The sequence below is a fragment of the Serratia liquefaciens ATCC 27592 genome (genome assembly GCF_000422085.1).
Taxonomy (GTDB): domain Bacteria; phylum Pseudomonadota; class Gammaproteobacteria; order Enterobacterales; family Enterobacteriaceae; genus Serratia; species Serratia liquefaciens.
The window spans coordinates 1,395,003-1,408,078 of the sequence record NC_021741.1 but is presented as its reverse complement, the minus strand read 5'-3'; the positions used below and the strand labels follow the sequence as shown (position 1 = coordinate 1,408,078).

General features: G+C 59.0%; 11 protein-coding genes. 2 read left to right on the top strand and 9 right to left on the bottom strand.

What is annotated here, in order from left to right:
* Entirely contained in the window at positions 1-1,713 is a 1,713-nt protein-coding gene (gene acpA, locus M495_RS06560) for an acid phosphatase (RefSeq protein WP_020825850.1), read from the bottom strand.
* Positions 1,714-1,882: 169 nt separating this feature from the next.
* Positions 1,883-2,395 carry a DUF2165 family protein gene (locus M495_RS06555; RefSeq protein WP_020825849.1) on the bottom strand — a complete coding sequence of 171 codons (513 nt, stop codon included), beginning with the start codon at positions 2,393-2,395 and terminating at the stop codon, positions 1,883-1,885.
* Positions 2,396-2,535: 140 nt separating this feature from the next.
* On the opposite strand from M495_RS06555, the gene M495_RS06550 reads away from it, so the two are divergent.
* Together M495_RS06550 and M495_RS24870 are read left to right on the top strand one after the other, a co-directional pair.
* A complete protein-coding gene (locus M495_RS06550; protein ID WP_020825848.1) occupies positions 2,536-2,799 on the top strand; it encodes a type II toxin-antitoxin system ParD family antitoxin in 264 nt (87 codons plus the stop codon).
* A 26-nt stretch (positions 2,800-2,825) separates the two neighbouring features.
* Complete coding sequence (locus M495_RS24870) at positions 2,826-3,083, top strand: type II toxin-antitoxin system RelE/ParE family toxin (RefSeq protein WP_236615027.1); 258 nt, start codon at positions 2,826-2,828, stop codon at positions 3,081-3,083.
* 9 nt (positions 3,084-3,092) lie between these two features.
* Here M495_RS24870 and urtE read toward each other — a convergent pair whose 3' ends face one another.
* The 7 genes from urtE to uca all read right to left on the bottom strand — a co-directional run bounded on the left by urtE (position 3,093) and on the right by uca (position 13,074).
* Positions 3,093-3,791 carry an urea ABC transporter ATP-binding subunit UrtE gene (gene urtE / locus M495_RS06540; protein WP_020825846.1) on the bottom strand — a complete coding sequence of 233 codons (699 nt, stop codon included), beginning with the start codon at positions 3,789-3,791 and terminating at the stop codon, positions 3,093-3,095.
* A 9-nt stretch (positions 3,792-3,800) separates the two neighbouring features.
* On the bottom strand, positions 3,801-4,607 hold the full coding sequence (gene urtD, locus M495_RS06535; RefSeq protein ID WP_020825845.1) for an urea ABC transporter ATP-binding protein UrtD: 807 nt from the start codon (positions 4,605-4,607) through the stop codon (positions 3,801-3,803).
* Positions 4,604-5,680 (bottom strand): urea ABC transporter permease subunit UrtC, encoded by a 1,077-nt coding sequence (urtC, locus tag M495_RS06530; RefSeq protein ID WP_020825844.1) that lies wholly within the window; start codon positions 5,678-5,680, stop codon positions 4,604-4,606. Before urtC ends, urtD begins: the two co-directional genes overlap by 4 nt.
* Positions 5,680-7,260: an urea ABC transporter permease subunit UrtB gene (urtB, locus tag M495_RS06525; RefSeq protein WP_041414329.1), complete on the bottom strand. Its 1,581-nt coding sequence runs from the start codon at positions 7,258-7,260 to the stop codon at positions 5,680-5,682. Before urtB ends, urtC begins: the two co-directional genes overlap by 1 nt.
* A 61-nt stretch (positions 7,261-7,321) precedes the next feature.
* A complete protein-coding gene (gene urtA / locus M495_RS06520) occupies positions 7,322-8,590 on the bottom strand; it encodes an urea ABC transporter substrate-binding protein (RefSeq protein WP_020825842.1) in 1,269 nt (422 codons plus the stop codon).
* Between the two features lie 107 nt (positions 8,591-8,697).
* On the bottom strand, positions 8,698-9,396 hold the full coding sequence (locus M495_RS06515; protein WP_020825841.1) for a GntR family transcriptional regulator: 699 nt from the start codon (positions 9,394-9,396) through the stop codon (positions 8,698-8,700).
* 54 nt (positions 9,397-9,450) lie between these two features.
* Positions 9,451-13,074, bottom strand: a complete 3,624-nt coding sequence (gene uca / locus M495_RS06510; RefSeq protein ID WP_020825840.1) for an urea carboxylase — start codon at positions 13,072-13,074, stop codon at positions 9,451-9,453.
* Positions 13,075-13,076 lie beyond the last annotated feature (2 nt).

Genomic DNA, 13,076 nt, shown 5'->3' with positions numbered 1-13,076 from the left:
TTAACCCGGAAACTCCAGCGTGCCGGTCAGATCCCCCAAGGGTTTCTGGCCACGCGTCGCCATTGCCTTATCGCGATCTGCCAGCCCTTCCAGCGTTGGCAAATCAAACACCCGACTGATGAATCGCAAGATGGATCCGGTATCGTACACTTGGTGATCGACATATCCCTTACGGGCGAACGGTGAGATCACCAACGCTGGAATGCGCGAGCCAGGTCCCCAACGATCCCCCTGCGGCGGTGCAACGTGATCCCACCAGCCGCCGTTTTCATCGAAGGTAATGACCACCACGCTGTTATCCCACTGCGGGCCATTACGCAGGCTATTGATAATATGGGCAATATGACGGTCTCCGGCTTCGACATCCGAATAGCCGGCGTGCATATTGAGGTTGCCCTGTGGCTTGTAGAAAGCGACCGGCGGCAAGGTGCCCGCTTCCACCGCCGCCAGGAATTTATTGCCGGCGGTTGAATCGCCAATGCCGCCATCACGCAAATGAGCTTCGCGCGCCTGCGGGTTGGACGGCCCCAGATTTTCAAAGTAATTGAACGGTTGATGATGATACTGAAAATCCGGTGCGCCGGGGAAATCACCCTGATCTTTGCGGTTGTCCAGCGCGTACTGCCAACCACCGGCGTACCAGGCCCAATCGATCCCTTTCTGGCTGAGCAAATCACCAATGTGCGGGTGTTTCTGTGGCGGCATAACGTTGGGCATGGTGGCATCCGCCAACGTCGGATCTTTCTCATCCTGCGTCCATGACGGCCAGTACGGTGGCGCCATGGTATTGACCGCGTAACCGTCCGGCGTCAGCAGGCTTTTGCCGAACAGCGGAATGCCGAATGAAGCGCTGACCGGCGAATCGCTCAGCGGCTTTAAACGCCAGTCCGTCACGTCGTCGCTTTCAAGCTGAGCAATGCCGTCTTTGGCGACAGAGTTTTGCACGTCAGGGTAGAACGGTGGGCGGGCGCAAATCAGATACTGATGATTGAGGAACGAGCCGCCAAACGCCCCCTGGAAGAAGTTATCGCACAGGGTAAATTCCTGCGCCAACGTCCATAGCCGCAGGTTGTATGCGCCGTCGCCGTAATAGCCCATGGTCAGAGCACCGGAATCGGCCCAGGCGACGAATTTGTCATTTTTGCCGCCGTTGATCTGCATCTGGTTCTGATAAAACACGTGCCACAAATCGCGAGTTACCACGCCATGCGGCAGGTTTTCCCCCTGCGGCCCGGTCAGCACAAACGGCTGGTTCGGCAGTTGAGTAGTAAAAACCGCATCTTCGTCGATTTTGTAGTTAACATGCCCGACTTCCTGAGCCTTCGGCACCAGGCCTTTCCAGATCGGCGGCAGCGTATCCAGCAGTTGACCATCGCGATCGCGCTGCTGGTACTCCTCCGGCTTGAGCGCCGACAGCGGTTTTTCTACCCCGGGGAAATTGGCGAACAGGTTGTTGAAGCTGCGGTTTTCGGCGTAAATCACCACCACATTCTTCACATAGCGCCGCAGCAACGAGTTTTGCGCACTTTGCGGCAAAGCATTTAGCAGCACTTTTTTGTTCCCCTCCGCCGCGGCTCCGGCCAAGGGGGCAATGGAGGCGCCAACGCCCAATGCCGTCGCTCCCGCCAAAAAGCGGCGACGCGCCGGGTTGCTCGGTTGCTGCTGTTGATCCTGCGCCGACGGCGGCAAATCATTCTGTGGTTTATCGCTCATGCCTGTTCCCTTAAAAAATTTAACCTGTTGATTTATTATCAATTTATTTAAGAGTCATTATGCTATGGCACAATTATGAACGAAATGTGACAGACTGCGGCAGGTTAGCATTTGGCAACACTTTCGCGAACTTCGCCGCAGTTTTATTAAAATGTCGCCCCCTCAGCGCCTATCGCGAGTCCCGTTGCAGCATCAACAACATCAGCGCCAGCGTATTGGGCACCATATACAGTAAGGCACCCAGCTGCACCGCCAGCGGATCCTCCTTGGCCTGCCAGGCCATAAACCAGTCGCCGGCGACCACCATAAAACCGATCCCCCATACTGTAATCGCACATAGCGCACCCAGCATGGCCCAGGCTTTGCCTCTGGCGAACGTCGCATAAGAGTGACCCCTATGTTTCACCATCAACACTATGCCCAAGGTTGCCGCGATCCCGGCCAGAGATTCCAGCAGGGTAATAAACGCCAACCCGACCATTCCGGCCCAGGGCGCGGTGATGGCACGCCACATCAGACCGGGCACCTGATAGGTATTTTGCATAGTTAGCAGGGGCCCCACGGCATGCCGGGCGGTATTGGCAAAATCCGCAGTATTGTTCAGCAGGCTGAAAATCCCCCACAGGGCCGGGAACAGTGACAGGACGATACAAGACAGGCGTGAGATATTGATTTCGTTCATAATTATCCTTAATTATTTTAGGTGTATCCCCGATTATCCAAACGGACCGAGGTTTGCAGTCGGTCAGTTCCTGGAGTATCTTAGCAACTATATTGTAAGAACAAATCTTACAAAAGAGACATAATTGATGGAGGCGCACAATGGGCAGAACATTGACGGTAGACCTGGGTAAAGAACTGCGTGGGTTTGTCGAAGGCCTGGTCGCCAGCGGCGACTACCGTACCCCAAGCGAGGTCATCCGCGAATCGGTACGTACCCTGCGCGAACGTACAGCTGCATCAAAACTGGAAGAACTGCGCCGCTTGATCGCCGAAGGTGAAAATAGTGGCGATGCCCAAGAGTGGGATCGAGATGTGTTCATGGAAAGAATACGGAGTAAAACAAAAGGATGCGGAGAAAAATAGTCGTCCGCCCAAAAGCACTGGATGACATGGAAAGTATTTATTTCTATGGCCTGGAGCGGTATGGATTACAAGCCGCCAAAGACTACCTTAACCATATTCATAAGGCATTTGATAATCTTAGCCATTCTCAGCTTGGCAGAAACGTAGCCTTGATTGCACAAGATCTCTGCGTTCTGCCAGCCGCTGGGCATCTCATTTATTTTCGTGAAGATATCCATTGGGTAAGAATCATCAGGGTTTTGCATCACTCCCGGGATCCCACCCGCACGCAATTTATTAGGTAATCCCCACGTTTATATCGCCACCAGCCCGCGTACGCCGTCCTGCTCCATCGCGCTGCCTGCCCCGCGCTGAATGATGCTGCCACGCGACATCACGAGATAGCTGTCTGCCAATTCGGCGGCAAAATCATAGAACTGCTCTACCAGCAGGATCGCCATATCGCCACCTGCCGCCAACTGCTTGATCACAGCGCCGATCTCTTTGATCACCGAAGGTTGGATCCCCTCGGTCGGCTCATCGAGGATCAACAACTGCGGCCGACAGGCCAGCGCACGGCCAATCGCCAACTGCTGTTGCTGCCCGCCAGAGAGATCGCCACCGCGCCGATCTTTCATCTGCAACAGGACAGGGAATAACTCATAAATATGCTCCGGCACCTTACGTGCCTCCGTGCCGGAAAAACGCGCCAGCCCCATCAGCAAGTTTTCCTCTACCGTCAGGCGCGGGAAAATCTCTCGCCCCTGCGGCACATAGGCGATCCCCGCTTGTACACGCTGGTGCGGTTTTTTGCCGTTAAGGGCCGTTCCCTGCCAACTGAGGGTGCCGCTTTTAACCGGGATCAGCCCCATCAGGCATTTCAGCAACGTGGTTTTCCCCACGCCGTTGCGCCCCAGGAGGCAAGTCACCTCACCGATGCGGGCCTCAAACGACAGGCCGCGTAAAATATGGCTGCCACCGTAGTATTGATTCAGCTCGTTAACCTGCAACATAGTGGTTCCTCAGCGCCCCAAATAGACTTCAATCACCTGCTCGTTGGCCTGCACCTGCGCCAAAGAGCCCTCCGCCAGCACCTGGCCCTGATGCAGTACGGTGACATGATCGGCGATGGTTTCGACAAAGCCCATGTCGTGCTCTACCACCATCAGCGAATGCTTGCCCGCCAATGCGCGGAACAGCTCGGCGGTGTACTCGGTTTCCGCATCCGTCATTCCGGCTGCCGGTTCGTCGAGCAGCAACAGGTGCGGCTCCTGCACCAACAGCATGCCAATCTCAAGAAATTGCTTCTGCCCGTGGGACAGCAGTCCGGCGGGCCGATGTCGCTCATGGCCCAGCCGCAAGGTTTTCAGCATTTCATCGATACGGTCGCGCTGTTCGCCGCTCAGCCTGGCGCGCAGGCAGGCCCACACCGATTTCTTCGCCTTCTGGGCAATCTCAAGATTTTCGAACACCGTCAGTGCCTCAAACACCGTAGGCTTTTGGAACTTGCGGCCAATGCCGGCTTGGGCAATCTGCATCGGATCCAACGCGGTCAGATCGACAGTTTGATCGTAAAACACTCTGCCGCTGTCCGGCCGGGTTTTGCCGGTGATCACATCCATCAAGGTGGTTTTCCCTGCCCCGTTTGGCCCGATCACACAGCGCAATTCCCCTACGCCAATCTGCAACGACAAATCGCTCAGTGCGCGAAAACCGTCGAAGCTGACGTTGATCTTGTCGAGCAACAGCACCGGATCGGTTTGCTGGCGGTGTTTATCCGCCGGCAACGGTTGGGTGAACAACTCGTCGGTCATTTGCAGCGAATTCATTGTGATTTCCCTCTGCGTAGCAGGCCGATAACCCCTTTGGGCAAGAACAGCGTGACGATGATAAACATCAGGCCAAGGAAGAACTGCCAGTATTCCGGGATCGCCATGGTGAACCAACTTTTGGCGCCGTTGACGATACCGGCACCGAGCAGTGGCCCCACCAAGGTGCCGCGTCCACCGAGTGCCACCCAGATAGCGGCCTCGATCGAGTTGGTCGGCGACATTTCACCCGGGTTGATAATGCCCACCTGCGGCACATATAACGCCCCGGCCAGGCCGCACAGCACCGCCGACAGCGTCCAGACGAACAGCTTGAAACCTTTTGGATCGTAACCGCAAAACGTCAGGCGATTTTCCGCATCGCGCACCGCGGTTAACACCCGGCCAAACTTGCTGCGCGCCAGGGCAAAGCCGATCGCCAAACTGGCCGCCAGCAACAACACCGTTGCCAGAAACAGCGCCACCCGCGTGCCGATCGCGGTGATCGGAAAACCCAGCAGCGTGGTGAAGCCGGTAAAGCCGTTGTTACCGCCAAACCCGGTTTCGTTGCGGAAGAACAGCAGCATGCCGGCATAGGTCAATGCCTGCGTCATGATGGAAAAATAGACGCCTTTGATTTTTGAACGGAAGGCGAAGTAGCCGAAGACAAAAGCCAGCACGCCCGGCACCAGCACAATCAGGCACAATGCCCAGGCGAAATACTGGGTGCCGCTCCAAAACCAGGGCAGTTCGCTCCAGGACAGGAACGCCATAAAGCTCGGCAGGCCCTCTCCCGCCGCCTGGCGCATCAGGTACATGCCCATGGCATAGCCACCCAGAGCGAAAAACAGCCCATGACCCAGGGACAACAACCCGGCATAGCCCCACACCAGATCAAGCGCCACCGCCACCACGGCATAGCACAGAATTTTGCCTACCAGCGTCAGGGTATAGGTGGAGATCGCCAGCGGGTGATCCGCCGGTAACAGCGCGAGAAACGGCATGATTAACAGCGTCAGCAACGCCAGCCCGCCGATGCCGAGCGCCAGCCGGGGGGCCTTTTGCACCCCGGTTACAGTCAAAGGTTGGCTCATCAGTCATTCACCCTGCCCTTGAGGGCAAATAGCCCCTGAGGACGCTTTTGAATAAACAGGACAATCAGCGCCAGGATCAGGATTTTACCCAGCACGGCGCCAATCTGTGGTTCGAGAATTTTGTTGAGGATGCCGAGGCCAAAAGCCGCCACCACCGTACCGGCCAACTGGCCCACGCCGCCAAGCACCACCACCAGGAAGGAGTCGATGATATAACCCTGCCCCAGCTCGGGCCCGACGTTGCCCAACTGCGACAAGGCTACGCCGCCCAACCCGGCAATGCCGGACCCCAACCCGAACGCCAGCATATCGACACGGCCGGTGGGCACACCGCAACACGCGGCCATGCCGCGGTTTTGCGTCACGGCTCGCACGTTCATGCCCAGTCGGGTTTTATTCAGCAACAGCCAGGTGAGGATCAGGACCAACGCCACAAACACGATGACGGCAATGCGGTTCCACGGCAGCACCAGATTCGGCAGGAGCTGAATACCGCCCGACAGCCAGGCCGGGTTTGCGACCTCCACGTTTTGCGCACCGAACAACACCCGTACCCCTTGGATCAGCACCAGGCTAATGCCCCAGGTGGCCAACAGCGTTTCCAGCGGTCGGCCGTAAAGGTGGCGGATCACCGTGCGCTCCAGCGCCATGCCGATGCAGGCCGTGATGGCGAACGCCACCGGCAGCGCCACCAGCGGATACAGCGCCAGCCACTGCGGCGCAAACTGCTGAAACAGCCCCTGTACCAGATAAGCCGAATAGGCGCCGAGCATCAGCATTTCGCCGTGCGCCATGTTGATCACCCCCAGCAGGCCATAGGTGATTGCCAAACCGAGCGCCGCCAACAGCAGGATCGAACCCAGCGACAGACCGGTAAATGCCTGGCCGATCAGGTCACCGATCATCAGCCGATGTTTCACGCTGCTCAGGCTTTTCATCGCTTCGGCACGTACCGCGGCGTCCGGCTCATGGCCTGTCTCCGTCAACGCCTGCAGGCGCGTTTGCGTTTCAGGATCGCCCGAGCTGCCAAGCAAGCGCACCGCGTTGAGGCGTACCCCGGCATCGGCATCGTTAAGTTGCAGATTCGCCAGCGCGATGCTCAATGCCTCATGCACCCGGCTGTCTTGTTCCAGCGCCAAACGCTGGGTCAGCAGCGGCAACTGATCGCTTTGCGCCTCGCGCTGCAGGGCCTGCGCCGCCTGTAAACGCACCGCCGGGTCCTCGCTGACCAGCCGATGCGCCGACAGTGCGTTGGCAATCAGGATGCGCAGCCGGTTGTTCAACCACAGCTTCTTCGGTGTGCCGACCGGGGCAGCGCTGCCAGACAAGGGCTGGTAATTTTCGCCCTGCTGGACAAAGGCATGTTTGGCGTCGTCGATCACCACACTTTCTTGTTTCAGCGCTTGCAGCAGCGGCAGTCGCGAAGCATCCGGCGCGGTGGCCCATGCCTGTAATAATTTGGCTTGCTGCGTGCGATTGGCCGTAGCAAATTCATCGGCCGGCCCCGCCTGCGCGAACATCGGCAGGCAGCACAGCAGAAAACACAGAGGCCTGAGTTGGCTTAAAGAGAAAAGTTTCATCGGGTGTCTCGTCGCAATGGGGCGTCGTAGCCTGCCCCCGCCGCAGCGGGGGAACCGGGTTTTACTGACCGCCTTTTACCGGGTGATCCGGCTTTTTATCGTTGCCGGCAATGTACGGGCTCCACGGCTGAGCGCGAACAGGCGCATCGGTCTGCCACACCACGTTGAACTGGCCGTTGCCTTCAATCTCACCGATCATCACCGGCTTATGCAGATGGTGGTTGGTGGCGTCCATGGTCAGGGTAAAGCCCGATGGCGCAGCGAAGGTCTGTCCGGCCATGGCGGCGCGCACCTTATCAACGTCGGTAGTTCCGGCCTTCTCAACCGCCTGCGCCCACATGTGAATGCCGACATAGGTCGCTTCCATCGGGTCGTTGGTCACGGCGGTGGCGTAGTTCGGCAAGTTATGGGCCTTGGCGTAGGCTCGCCATTCGCTGACAAACTGCTTGTTGGTCGGGTTATCCACCGACTCGAAGTAGTTCCAGGCCGCCAGGTTACCCACCAGCGGTTTGGTGTCGATACCGCGCAGCTCTTCTTCACCGACCGAGAAGGCAATCACCGGCACATCGGTAGCCTTGATACCCTGGTTGGCCAGCTCTTTGTAGAAGGGGACGTTGGAGTCACCGTTGATGGTGGAGATCACCGCCGTTTTGCCCCCGGCGGAGAATTTTTTAATGTTGGCGACAATGGTCTGATAGTCGCTGTAACCGAACGGTGTATAGACCTCTTCAATGTCTTTATCCTGGATCCCTTTCGAATGCAGGAAGGCGCGCAGTATCTTGTTGGTGGTGCGCGGATACACGTAGTCGGTTCCCAACAGGAAGAAGCGTTTGGCCGCTCCGCCGTCTTCACTCAGCAGATACTCCACCGCCGGGATTGCCTGCTGGTTAGGCGCGGCACCGGTGTAGAACACGTTCGGCGACATCTCTTCCCCTTCGTACTGCACCGGGTAAAACAGCAGGCCGTTGAGCTCTTCAAACACCGGCAGCACTGACTTGCGCGACACCGAAGTCCAGCAGCCAAACACCGCCGCCACCTTGTCCTGACTCAACAGCTGACGCGCCTTCTCGGCGAACAGCGGCCAGTTGGAGGCTGGATCCACCACCACCGGCTCAAGCTTTTTACCCAACACGCCACCTTTGGCGTTGATATCGTCGATGGTCATCAGCGCCACGTCTTTCAGCGGCGTTTCAGAAATCGCCATGGTGCCGGACAGCGAGCTCAGGATACCGACCTTGATGGTGTCGGCGGCCTGTACGCCCCAGGCCATCCCCATGCCGATCACGGTGGCGGACAACGCAAAAGCTTTTATAAAGTGACGACGTTGCATAATTCAAACTCCTGATGTTGATGTTAGAAAACCCACCTTGTTAAGAAGAATTAACCCTAGGAATTTCGAGTTGCAGCCAACAACGCTGCAGCTCGAAAGACGCCGGGTTATGGCTGACGAAGCCGGGCCTGATGCAGCATATGCAGAGTTATTTTTCTTACTTCAGCCTTGCTGACGGCAATATGGTGACTGAGCCGCGTTTGCGCCTCCTCGGTTCGGTGTTGCAAGATCGCCAGCAAAATGGCGGCGTGTTCGTTGTAGGTCGCCTCCACCCGGCTTTCCTGGGTGAAATCGAGCCGACGTATGATGCGAATTTTCTCGGTCAAATCGCGGTGAATACGCGCCATTTCGCCATTCCCCGCCGCCTCGACCAGCGTCATATGAAACTGCTCGTCGTGCACTGAGACGGTTTTTCCCTCCTCCAGCCGCGGTTCGTCGATCCAAAAACGGGTAAGCGCCGCCAACTGCCCCGGCACCTCGCCCATTGACCGAGCGCACAGCCGTTTTACCGCTTCGCACTCCAACACGATGCGCAGGTCATACAGTTCTTCGAAGTAGGCAAAATCGAACGGCCGCACCTGCCAGCCGCTGCGAAAATGCACCTCTACGTAGCCCTCGCGCTCCAGCCAGAACAACGCCTGACGCACTGGCGTACGGCTGACGTCCATACGCACGGCAATTTCGTTTTCGCTGAAGCGATCGCCCGGCAGCAGGTGAAAATCAAAAATGTCGTCCTTGAGCTGCAGATAGATACGTTCCGCCAGCCCCTCCGGCCGAGCCTTGCTGCGGTTATTGGTGATTTGCATCTCATGCCTCTCCGTGGGCGCGGCATAGCGCGCCCCGACGTGAATGATTGAGCGTCAGCTGGCGTGTTCCAGCCACAGCAGCGCATCGCCCGGCCCCACCGGTCGCCCCTGCTGGCAACTGATGCGCTTGATGATCCCGGCGCGCGGCGCGGTGACCGCCAGCTCCATTTTCATCGCCTCGACCACGATCAGCGGTTGACCGGCTTCTACCCTCTGCCCCGGCTCAACCAGGATCTTCCACACGCTGCCATTCAGGTCGGCGCTGACCAGGTCGCCATCCACCTCTTCCTCATCAGTCTGCGGTGGCAACAATTGGGCCTCGGCCTCCCCCTCTTCCGCCTGCCAGCGCGTCACTTCGTGGCTGAATGCTTGTTGTTGGCGCTGCTGGAAGGCGCTGATGTCTTCCGCGTTTTCCGCCAGAAAACGGCGGTAATCGGCAAAATCGAATTCGCTGTCCTCAATGCGGATCTGCGCGCGCCCTTCGCGGAACGCCTCGCGCTGCTCATCCAGCTCCTGCTCGCTCACCGGGTAGAAACGCACCTGATCGAAGAAATGCAGCAGCCAGGGCTCGCCGGAGTTGAACTGCGGGTTTTTGAGAAATTTGTTCCAAATCGGCAAGGTACGTCCGACCAACTGATAGCCGCCCGGCGAATCCATGCCATAGATGCACATGTACATGCCGCCGATGCCAACCGTGCCTTCGGCGGTATGGGTGCGCGCCGGGTTGTATTTGGAACTGAGCAAACGGTGCCGCGGGTCGATCGGCACCGCGCAGGGTGCGCCCAGGTAGACGTCGCCCAGCCCGAGGATCAGGTAGCTGGCGTCGAAGATGATGTCGCGTACCTGCTCGCGGCTGCCGAGCCCGTTGATGCGCTGGATAAAATCGACGTTGTTCGGCAACCAGGGGGCCGACGAACGCACCGTCTGCTGGTAACGTTCCACCGCGCCCAGCGTGGCGGAATCTTCAAACGCCATCGGCAGATAAACCGTTCGCGTCGGCACTTTCAGCTGACTGACATCACCCAACGCCTGTTCGCGCGCCAACAAGCGCTGGAGTAAATCGGCCTGACCGAGAATGCGGCTGTCATAACGGATCTGCAGCGATCGCACGCCGGGTGCCAGCTCCTCCACGCCCGGGATCGCATCCTGCTTGAGCGATTGCATCAGCAAATGGATGCGCAGCCGCAGCGCCAGATCGAGCACGTTGTCGCCGTACTCCAGCAAAATGTAACCATCTCCGGCCTGGCGATAGACCACTGCCGGCCGACTGTCGGTGGCCGGTAACGCCGCCACTATGGCGGCGGAGGCGGTCGTGCCCGGCATCAGATCCGGCGGTGCCAGGGTGATAGCCTTCACCGCTGCCAGGGCTTCGATACTGCCGAGCTGCGCCTGCTCCAGCGACTGCGCCTGCTTGAAACCGATAGGATGAAAACGGATGCGATCCCCCGGTTTCACCTGACCGACCTTCCACAGCTCCGCCCTGGCGATGGTCACCGGGCAAACAAAGCCGCCCAGGCTCGGTCCGTCGCGGGTAAGGATCACCGGGAAATCGCCGGTGAAGTTAATCGAACCGATGGCGTACTCGCAGTCGTGCACGTTGGACGGGTGTAGCCCCGCCTCGCCGCCGTCCTGTCGCGCCCATTCCGGTTTAGGCCCGGACAGGCGTACGCCCAACCGGTTAGAGTTGTAATGCACCTGCCATTCGGCGGCAAAGAAACGTTCGATGGATGCCGGGGTAAAGAAGTCGGGTGCGCCGTGCGGACCATACAGCACGCCGATATTCCACAGATTGCCGTACTGCGGGATCAGGCTTTCGTCCATTGCCTGCGGGGCCGCAATCGGCGCCGGGGTAGTGGCGGCGGCCAAACCCGGTTGCGATACCGCCAGCATGTCCGCCACGCGCAGGGTACGGCCGGCGTGGCCGCCAAACTGCCCCAGCGCAAAGGTCGAACGACTGCCCAGATACACCGGCACGTCAAAACCATTGCGTACCGCCAGATAGGTACGGCATCCCCGCTGTGCTCGCCCCAAACGCAGTACCTGACCGGCACGCACCGCTATCGGCTGCCAGTAGGCCACGGCCTCACCGTCCAGATCGGCGGGACAATCCGCACCGGTCAGGGCAATGATGGCGTCGCAGTGAAAGCGCAGGGTCGGCCCCTGCAGGGTAAACTCCAGCCCGGCGGCGCTGGGGTGGTTGCCGACAATGCGGTTGGCCAGCCGGAAAGCGAAGTCGTCCATCGGCCCGGACGGCGGCACGCCGATATCCCAATAGCCAACACGGCCGGGATAATCCTGCACGCTGCTGTAGGTGCCCGGCTGCAGCACTTCAATGCTATTGGGTTGGAACCGGAAGCTGTCCAGCATGCGTGTCCAGACGCTGCCGTTCTGGAATGCCTCGGTCGCAATCACCTGTCGCAGGTAGTCCAGGTTAGTGGCAATCCCGTGCAGTCGGGTTGCATCCAGCGCGACACGCATTTTCTCCAGCGCCTGGCGGCGGTCTTCGCCATGAACGATCAGCTTGGCGATCATCGGGTCATAAAAGGCCGACACTTCGCTGCCGGTGGCCACCCAACCGTCGACGCGCACGTCGTCCGGAAAGTGCACTTCAGTCAGCACGCCGGGACTGGGTTGGAAATGCTTCAGAGGATCTTCGGCATAAATGCGCACTTCAATCGATGCCCCCTGCGGCGCTCGTTGCAACGCCGCCCAGTCCAGCGCATCGCCCGCCGCCACCTGCAACATGCATTCGATCAGATCCAGCCCGGTGACACATTCAGTCACCGGATGCTCCACTTGCAGGCGAGTATTCACTTCCAGAAAATAAAACTCGTCACGCGCAGCGTCGTAGATAAATTCCACGGTGCCGGCGCTGCGGTAGTTGACCGACGCCCCCAGCGCCACTGCGGCTTGATGCAGCGCCTGACGCGTGACGGCGGACAGATTCGGTGCCGGGGTTTCCTCCACCACTTTCTGGTTGCGGCGTTGCAATGAGCAGTCGCGCTCACCCAGCGCCACCACCCAGCCCTGACCGTCGCCAAATATTTGCACTTCCACGTGCCGGGCCTGATCGACAAAGCGCTCAATAAAGGCCCCAGAGTCGCGGAAGAACTGCTCGCCCAGGCGTTTTACGCTGTCATAAGCCTCACGCAGCGCGGCTTCATCGTCGCAGCGCGTCAGGCCAATGCCACCGCCACCGGCGGTACTTTTCAGCATCACCGGATAGCCAATGCGGCCGGCGGCGCTGACCGCCTCCTCAACGCTGTTCAGCAGGCCCGTACCCGGCGTCATCGGCACCTGCGCCACCGCCGCCAGCTCGCGAGCACGGTGTTTCAGGCCAAACTCGCGGATTTGCGCCGCCGTCGGACCGATAAAAGCAATGCCCGCCGTTTCACAGGCGTCGGCAAACTCGGCGCTCTCGGAAAGGAAGCCATAGCCCGGATAAATCGCCTGCGCGCCGGTTTGCGCCGCGGCCGCCAGGATCTTGTCGATGCACAGATAGCTGTCAGCGGCCTTGTCGCCGCCGAGCGGTATCGCCAGATTAGCCTCGGTCACGTGCGGCGCATTGCGATCGGTGTCGGAATAAACCGCTACGCTGGTGATGCCCAAACGTTTCAGAGAGCGGATCGCCCGGCAGGCAATTTCGCCGCGGTTGGCAATTAATACGGTAGTAAACATGA